This window comes from Kitasatospora sp. MBT63 (assembly GCF_000710465.2).
Lineage (GTDB): Bacteria > Actinomycetota > Actinomycetes > Streptomycetales > Streptomycetaceae > Kitasatospora.
Genome location: NZ_JAIZ01000387.1, coordinates 1 through 7,451, shown reverse-complemented (window position 1 = coordinate 7,451; position 7,451 = coordinate 1). Strand labels below are relative to the sequence as shown.

Annotated in this window: 9 protein-coding genes and 2 pseudogenes; 5 read left to right on the top strand and 6 right to left on the bottom strand. The window is 74.2% G+C overall.

What is annotated here, in order from left to right; translation table 11 throughout:
* Positions 1-171, bottom strand: a pseudogene (locus tag AA75_RS52245) (SARP family transcriptional regulator); the annotation flags it as partial.
* Between the two features lie 234 nt (positions 172-405).
* On the opposite strand from AA75_RS52245, the gene AA75_RS22475 reads away from it, so the two are divergent.
* Positions 406-1,215 carry a site-2 protease family protein gene (locus AA75_RS22475; protein WP_033821985.1) on the top strand — a complete coding sequence of 270 codons (810 nt, stop codon included), beginning with the start codon at positions 406-408 and terminating at the stop codon, positions 1,213-1,215.
* 28 nt (positions 1,216-1,243) lie between these two features.
* On the opposite strand, the gene AA75_RS22470 is transcribed toward AA75_RS22475, so the two are convergent.
* Together AA75_RS22470 and npdG are read right to left on the bottom strand one after the other, a co-directional pair.
* Positions 1,244-1,438, bottom strand: a complete 195-nt coding sequence (locus AA75_RS22470; protein ID WP_033821984.1) for a hypothetical protein — start codon at positions 1,436-1,438, stop codon at positions 1,244-1,246.
* Between the two features lie 119 nt (positions 1,439-1,557).
* Positions 1,558-2,262 carry an NADPH-dependent F420 reductase gene (gene npdG, locus AA75_RS22465; RefSeq protein WP_033821983.1) on the bottom strand — a complete coding sequence of 235 codons (705 nt, stop codon included), beginning with the start codon at positions 2,260-2,262 and terminating at the stop codon, positions 1,558-1,560.
* A gap of 47 nt (positions 2,263-2,309) precedes the next feature.
* Between npdG and AA75_RS22460 the strand changes: the two genes are divergently transcribed.
* Positions 2,310-2,891, top strand: coding sequence for a hypothetical protein (locus tag AA75_RS22460; RefSeq protein WP_033821982.1), 582 nt, complete (start codon positions 2,310-2,312; stop codon positions 2,889-2,891).
* 59 nt (positions 2,892-2,950) lie between these two features.
* The gene (locus AA75_RS22455) at positions 2,951-4,297 is read left to right on the top strand and encodes an MFS transporter (protein WP_051813060.1); all 1,347 of its coding nucleotides are present in this window, start codon (positions 2,951-2,953) and stop codon (positions 4,295-4,297) included.
* A gap of 24 nt (positions 4,298-4,321) precedes the next feature.
* Here AA75_RS22455 and AA75_RS22450 read toward each other — a convergent pair whose 3' ends face one another.
* Entirely contained in the window at positions 4,322-4,552 is a 231-nt protein-coding gene (locus AA75_RS22450) for a hypothetical protein (RefSeq protein ID WP_033821981.1), read from the bottom strand.
* Between the two features lie 114 nt (positions 4,553-4,666).
* Between AA75_RS22450 and map the strand changes: the two are divergent.
* A pseudogene (map, locus tag AA75_RS22445) lies at positions 4,667-5,503 on the top strand (type I methionyl aminopeptidase); the annotation flags it as partial.
* Between the two features lie 21 nt (positions 5,504-5,524).
* On the opposite strand, the gene AA75_RS45875 reads toward map, so the two are convergent.
* Positions 5,525-6,223 carry a bifunctional DNA primase/polymerase gene (locus tag AA75_RS45875; protein WP_082526741.1) on the bottom strand — a complete coding sequence of 233 codons (699 nt, stop codon included), beginning with the start codon at positions 6,221-6,223 and terminating at the stop codon, positions 5,525-5,527.
* Positions 6,224-6,617: 394 nt separating this feature from the next.
* Between AA75_RS45875 and AA75_RS22440 the strand changes: the two genes are divergently transcribed.
* Positions 6,618-6,953 carry a hypothetical protein gene (locus AA75_RS22440; RefSeq protein WP_033821980.1) on the top strand — a complete coding sequence of 112 codons (336 nt, stop codon included), beginning with the start codon at positions 6,618-6,620 and terminating at the stop codon, positions 6,951-6,953.
* A gap of 18 nt (positions 6,954-6,971) precedes the next feature.
* On the opposite strand, the gene AA75_RS22435 is transcribed toward AA75_RS22440, so the two are convergent.
* Positions 6,972-7,451: PadR family transcriptional regulator (locus tag AA75_RS22435; protein WP_033821979.1), on the bottom strand; the 480-nt coding region annotated here is incomplete at its 5' end.

The following is a 7,451-nucleotide window of genomic DNA, read 5'->3' as shown; positions in this document are numbered from 1 at the left end:
CTGCGGCGGGTCGGCGTCCCAGACCTCCTCGACCAGCAGTTCGGCGGGGACGGGCCGGCCCTGGCGCAGCACGAGGGCGGCCAGCAGGGCGCGCAGCCTCGCCCCGCCGAGCGCGATGGGCGTGCCGTCGTCGTGGTGGGCCGTGGTGGTGCCGAGGATGCCGTAGTGCACAGGACCATTCTGGTGGACGGCCGGACCGCCGCACGCCCTTTACCGGCCCGGCGTCCGGCCCGGCGTCCGGCCCGGCGTCCGGCCTGGCGTCCGGGGCCGCAGGCGGGGCGGTCCGCGGCGCCGGAACGGGCCCGGGGTGCCGTACGTTCAACCGGGGACGGTTGTCCGGTCCGCCGGCACCCGGCATGATCGTGCTTCCCGCCCGTGCCCGAGCCAGCCCCGGAGTCCCGCCACATGAGCTTCGCCACCACCGACCGCCACAGCAGTCAGAACCGGATCAGCCCGGTCTTCCTGGTGCTGGTCGCGATCCTGGGCACCTCCGCGTGGGCGGTGGCCGCGGGGTACGGCAACTCCCGCTTCGGGGTCTTCCTGTTCGTGGTCGCGGGCTGGATGGTGTCGCTGTGCCTGCACGAGTACGCGCACGCCAGGACGGCCCTGCACAGCGGGGACATCTCGATCGGGGCGAAGGGCTACCTGACCCTCAACCCGTTCAAGTACGCGCACGCGGTGCTGAGCTTCGTACTGCCGGTGATCTTCGTGATCATGGGCGGGATCGGTCTGCCCGGTGGCGCGGTCTTCATCGAGCGGCACCGGATCCGCGGCCGGCTCAAGCACAGCCTGATCTCGGCGGCCGGGCCGCTGGTCAACCTGGTGCTCGGCATCGGGCTGCTGCTGCTGGTCGGCAGCGGTCTGTTCGACGACCCGGGGCTGACCAGCCCGGTCAACGGCTTCGACCTGCCGGTCGCGCCGTTCCCGGCGGCGCTGTCCTTCCTCGCCTACCTGCAGATCACCGCGGCGATCCTGAACTTCCTGCCGGTCCCCGGCCTGGACGGCTACGGGATCGTCGAGCCGTGGCTGTCCTACCGGACCCGGCGCGCGGTCGAGCCGTTCGCGCCGTACGGGATGCTGCTGCTGTTCCTGGTGATCTGGCAGACCGAGGCGGGCAGGTGGCTGAGCCGCCTGGCGCTGTGGATCATGGATCTGTTCGGGGTGGAGAACTACCTGGTCGCGGTCGGCGACGCGCTGTTCCGCTTCTGGTCCTGACCGGGCGCAGGCGCCCGGCCCGGGCGGCTCAGCCCTGGCCGGCCTCGGCGGCGCGGGCCCGGTCGGCGCGCTCCTTGCGGACGTAGAACCAGGCCATGTTGCTGGCGACGCCGGCCATCAGCACCCAGATCACGCCGAACCAGTTGCCCTCCACGAAGGAGATCACCGCCGCCGTCACGGCGAGGACGAGGACGATCGAGGCGAGCAGGGCGTTGCGGGGCATGGCGGAGCTCCAGGGTCGGATGCGCGGTCGGGCCCATTGTCCCCGAAGGGGGCCCCTCGGCCGGTCGAGGGGCCCCCTTCGGGGTGGTGCGGACGGTGCGGCGCGCCGGGGTGCGCGGCTCAGACGTCGGTGATCCGCAGGCCGGCGTGGGCCTTGTAGCGGCGGTTGACCGAGATCAGGTTGGCCACCAGCGCCTCGACCTGGTGGGCGTTGCGGAGCCGGCCGGCGAACACCCCGCGCATCCCGGGGATCTTCTCGGCCAGCGCCTGCACCAGGTCGGTGGCGGCCCGCTCGTCGCCGAGCACCAGGACGTCGGTGTCGATCCGCTCGATCTCCCGGTCCTGCAGCAGCACCGCCGACAGGTGGTGGAACGCGGCGGTGACCCGGGAGTCCGGCAGCAGGGCGGCGGCCTGCTCGGCGGCGCTGCCCTCCTCGGGCTTGAGCGCGTAGGCGCCCTGCTTGTCGAAGCCGAGCGGGTTGACGCAGTCCACGACGATCTTGCCGGCCAGCTCGGTGCGCAGCGCGCGCAGGGTGTCGGCGTGCCCGTCCCACGGCACCGCGACGATCACGATGTCGCTCTCCCGGGCGCAGGTCGCGTTGTCCGCGCCCCGGACCCCCGCGCCCAGCTCGGCGGCGGCGGCCTCGGCCCGCTCGGCGGTCCGGGAGCCGATGATCACCTGCTGTCCGGCGGCGGCCAGCCGGTAGGCGAGGCCGCGGCCCTGGTCCCCGGTGCCGCCGAGGACACCGACCACCAACTGGGATACCTCGGGCCGCTCGGGGGTGGCCGCGGCGGCCGGTGCGTTCACTGAATCGGGGTGCGTCATGCCGAAGATCCTGCCAAAGGCGGGGCGGCTGCTCCACGCTGTGCGCCATGGACGCACTGAGAGTTTCAGCACTCCGGGAGAGGCTGGCGGGCAGCGGCTGGCTGGAGTCGACCCGCGAGTTCGGCGGGGAGCTGCGCCGCTCGGTGACCCGGCGCGCCTCCCGGGGGCTGCTGCTGGTCGGCACCGAGGCGTACGAGCCGTGGCACCTGGCGGCGCACCTGGACGAGGAGGCGGCCCGCTCGGGGGCCGCCCTGCTGGCGCCGACGCTGCTGCGGCACAGCGTGCCGGCGGGCGCGCCCGCCCACCTCTCGCACGGCCTGCGGCTGCTGTCCGAGCGCCCGCGGGGGACGACGGTGCTGCTGGTGGCCCCGGCGGCGCCGGACGAGGTGCTGCTGGAGCGGGTCGAGGACGCCCGGCGCGGCGGTGCGACGGTGCTCGCCCTCGACGGCGACACCGGCGGGCCGGCGGCACCGGTGCACCAGCGGCTGGCGGTGCCGGGCCTGGCGGGCGAGCCGTTCGACCTGGTGCAGCACCTGGTCAGCGCGGCGGCCGGGGCGCCGGCGGCGCGGACCCCCCGGCTGGCCCGGCTGGCGGAGCTGCTGACCGCGCCGCCGGCGCTGCGCTGGTGAGCGGCGCCCGCCGGTAATTCGTTTGCCACCGATCCGGGGCGCGCCCATGATGTCCCGTTGTGACCTCCCCCGATCCGGCCCTCCCGGCACCTTCGCGCGCCCGCGGCCTGCTGCCCGACCTCGCGCCCTGGCGTTCGTCCCGGGACTTCCGGCTGCTGTGGACCTCGGGGTGCGTCACCTCGTTCGGCAGTTTCCTGACCTATGTCGCCGTGCCGCTGCAGATCAAGGAGCTGACCGGTTCCTCGTTCGCGGTGGGCCTGGTCGGGGCGTTCGAGCTGGTGCCGCTGATCGTGTTCGGGCTGTGGGGCGGGGCGCTCGCCGACGCGCTGGACCGGCGCCGGCTGGTGCTGGTCTCCGAGGCGGGCCTGGCGCTGCTGACCGGCCTGCTGCTGGTGAACGCGCTGCTGCCGGATCCGCTGCTGTGGCCGGTCTACCTGGTCGCGGCCCTGGTCGCGGCGGTCGACGGCGTGCAGCGTCCGGCGCTGGACTCGCTCACCCCGCGGATCGTCGCGCACGACCAGCTGACCGCCGCGTTCGCCCTCAACTCGCTGTACCGCAACGTCGGTTCGGTGGCCGGCCCGGCGCTGGCCGGTCTGATCGTGGCGGCCGCGGGGGTGCAGACGGCGTTCGCGCTCGACGTGGCGACCTTCGTCGTGTCGCTGCTGCTGCTCGCCCGGATGCGGGCGGTGCCGCCGCCGACCGGCGCCCAGAAGCCGTCCGTACGGGCGATCGCCACCGGCGTGCGGTACGCCTGGAGCCGCAAGGACCTGCTGGGCACCTACGTGATCGACGTCTGCGCGATGCTGTTCGCCTTCCCGGTGGCGATCTACCCGTTCTTCGCGGCGGAACTGCACGCCGACTGGGCGCTCGGCCTGATGTACGGCGCGACCGCGGTCGGCGCCCTGGTGGTCTCCGCGACCAGCGGCTGGACCTCGCGCATCCACCGGCACGGCCGGATGCTGGTGCTCGCCGCGCTCGGCTGGGGCGCCGCGGTGGCACTCGCCGGTGTCGCGCCCAACATCTGGCTGGTGCTGCTGTGCCTGGCCCTGGCGGGCGGCGCCGACCAGATCTCCGGCACCGCCCGCTCCACCATGTGGAACCAGTCGATCCCGGACGAGGTCCGCGGCCGGATGGCCGGGGTGGAGCTGCTCAGCTACTCGGTCGGCCCGCAGCTAGGCCAGGTCCGGGCGGGCGGCATGGCCGCGCTGGTCGGGGTCCGCGGTTCGATCTGGGCCGGCGGGCTGGCCTGTGTGGTCGGTGTGGTGGCGCTGACCGCGGCGCTGCCCCGGCTGCTCGGCTACGACGACCGCACCGACCCGCACGCGGCCGCCGTCCGCGCCGAGCACGAGGCCCGGGAGCGGGCCGCCCGGGACCAGGCCGTCCCGGAGGCCGTCACCGCCTCCTGAGGGCGGCGGCGGGCGGCGTGCGGGTCAGCCCCGGCCGTCCGCGGGCGCGTCGTCCTGCCAGCGGGGGTCGTTCTTCCACTCCCGGTTGCGCTCGGCGGCGGTCTCCAGGGCGTGCGCCGCCTCCTCACGGCTCGCGTACGGGCCCAGCCGGTCCTTCGCCGGGCAGTCCGGGCCCTCCTCGACCTTGGCGTGCTTGATGCAGTAGAACCACTCCCCCGGGTTCCCGGTGCCCTTGCGGCCGAATCCCAGCGCCATCGTGCGCCTCCCGTTCCTCGTGCGTACCGGATGTGTGCCGTACGGATCATTCCCGGCGCCGCCCTCGCACACACGGCCGGGGCGGGCCGGGGCCCGGCCGATAGACTCACCGGCATGTCTCTGGTACCCGGCATCGTGTCCCCCACCCGCAAGGTCCCCGCGCACATCGCGCGCCCCGAGTACGTCGGGCGCCCGGCGCCGGCGCCGTACACCGGGCCCGAGGTGCAGACCGCGGAGACCGTCGAGAAGATGCGGATCGCCGGCCGGATCGCCGCCCGGGCGATGGAGGAGGCCGCCAAGCTGATCGAGCCCGGTGTCACCACCGACGCGCTCGACGCGGTGGCCCACGCGTACATGTGCGACCACGGCGCCTACCCCTCCGACCTCGGCTACCGGGGCTTCCCGAAGTCGATCTGCACCTCCGTCAACGAGGTGATCTGCCACGGCATCCCGGACACGACGGTGCTCCAGGACGGCGACATCGTCAACATCGACGCCACCGCCTTCATCCACGGGGTGCACGGCGACCTCAACGCCACCTACCTGTGCGGCGACGTCGACGAGGAGTCGAAGCTGCTGGTGGAGCGCACCCGGGAGGCGCTCGCCCGGGCGATCAAGGCGGTCAAGCCGGGCCGCCAGGTCAACGTGATCGGCCGGGTCATCGAGTCCTACGCCAAGCGCTTCGACTACGGCGTGGTCCGCGACTTCACCGGCCACGGGATCAACACCTCGTTCCACTCCGGCCTGATCATCCCGCACTACGACAGCGAGCGGGCCACCGAGGTGATCAAGCCCGGGATGACCTTCACCATCGAGCCGATGCTCACCCTGGGCACCTACGACTACGAGGTCTGGGCCGACGGCTGGACCGTGGTCACCAAGGACCGCAAGCGCACCGCCCAGTTCGAGCACACCCTGGTGGTCACCGCCGACGGCGCCGAGATCCTCACCCACGTCGTCGTCGGCGGCGGCTCAGCCGATCAGCCACTGCTCCTCGGCGACGGCGCCGACCTCGGTGCACGCGTCGGTGAGCACGTCCAGCACCCGCAGCGGGTCCGGCAGCGGCTGCTCGGGACCGCGCAGCCAGCGCACCTCACCGCCGTCCGCGAGCGCGGCCGGCGGCAGCAGCGTGTACGAGCCGCGGCAGTGCCAGCGCAGCCCCGGGTGCTCGGACATGGTGTCCGGGGTGGAGTCCAGCGCGCTGGTCCACCACTCGTCCTCGTCGGCCGGGGTGCCGCGGGTCGCGGTGAAGAACAGGTAGCGGTCCTCGCCGACGACCGCGACCGGACCGCCGATGCCGAGCTCGTCCAGCCGCTCCACGGCCAGCACGCCGGCCGACGCGGGGACGTCCAGGACGTCGTGGGCGCGGCCGGTGGCGGTCACGAAGTTCGCCTGCGGGTCGCGGGACAGCCAGCGGGCCAGCTGCTCGGGATCGGTGGTCGCCTGGGACTGCCAGGCGAAGGAGACCGGGTGCTGGGCCGGCGCCGGACAGCCGATCCGGTCGCAGGAACACCGGTGGCCGGCCGGGTGCGCGGCGGGCGCCAGCGGGAAACCCGCACGCACCGCCCCCAGCAGCAGATCCAGCCGGGTCGCCGCGTCCCCACCCGCGACCGGCCGCTCCTGCTGCCGGTCACGCCGCCACCAGGTCGTCCACCTGCTGCTGGCTTCCATCGGGCCCCTTCCGCACTGCCGTGACCTGCTGTGCCTGGTGTGACACAGCGACCGGTGCAACATTGGACGCAACACCGAAACGCGCCCAAGGCTTCCCGGGCGGATCCGTGCGGCACGTCTGCCGTCGGCCGGATGCCGGGGTGACCGGGCGGCCGACGCCGGGGCACGGTACGGAGGAACGAGAGTTGCGACTCGGCGGGCAGGCGCACAGGCACCCGACCCGGCCCGTACGAGGCCCGCGGACCCGGGTGAACCCCGGAGGCGTACAGAGCAGAATAAGGGTGCCGGGACGGTCCGGATGACCGAACGGGGTGCTGCGCCGGTCACATCTGCTGCACACGGCCCGCTCCGGACCCGCACGGGAGCCGCCCGACCCGCACGTACCCTGGACGACGTGAAGAGCAAGGACACCGCATTCGTCGGCGGACCGCTGGACGGCCGGGAGCTGCGCATCCCGCTGACCGTGTTCCACAACGTCGGCAAGGTCTACCGGGTACCGGTGCCCGCGTACCACGACGTCCCCGCCACCACGCTGGTCTACCGGCGGGCCAAGGAGTACGACGCCAGGGGCCGCTGGCGCTGGCGCTACGAGTACGACCCGGACGGCGACACCGCCGGGGGCCTGCGCTGGCCCTGGAGCCGGCCGCCGGTCACGTCCGCCGCCACCGCCACGACGACGGCGACCGCGGCCGAGGACGAGGCCGGGCAGCCCGCGGGCGGCGAGCGGTAGGCCCGCCGCCCGGAGCGCTCACGCCTCCTCGGCGAGGATCAGGTAGAGCTTCTTCTTCGCCTCGGCCAGCACCGCGAGGCCCTGCGTGCGCTGGGTCTCGGTGCCGGTCGCCATCACCTGCCGCACCGCGTGCTCGACCGCGGACAGCGACTCGCGCACCTCGCGCACGGCCTCCCAGTCGACGCCGCGGCCGGCCTCCGCCCACGGGCTGTCGCCGCCCGCGTCGGCCTCCGCCCGGCCGCTCTCGGTGAGCTCGAACAGCCGCTTGCCGGACGCCTCCTGCGCGGTGACCATGCCCTCCTCCTCCAGCAGCTGGAGGGTCGGGTAGACCGATCCCGGGCTCGGCCGCCAGGTGCCGCCGGTCCGCTCACCGATCTCGGTGATCATCTCGTAGCCGTGCATCGGCCGCTCCTTCAGCAGCGCCAGCAGCGACGCGCGGACGTCCCCGCGCCGCGCCCGGCCGCCGCGCCGGCCGCCGTGGCCCTGCCCGCGGCCGCC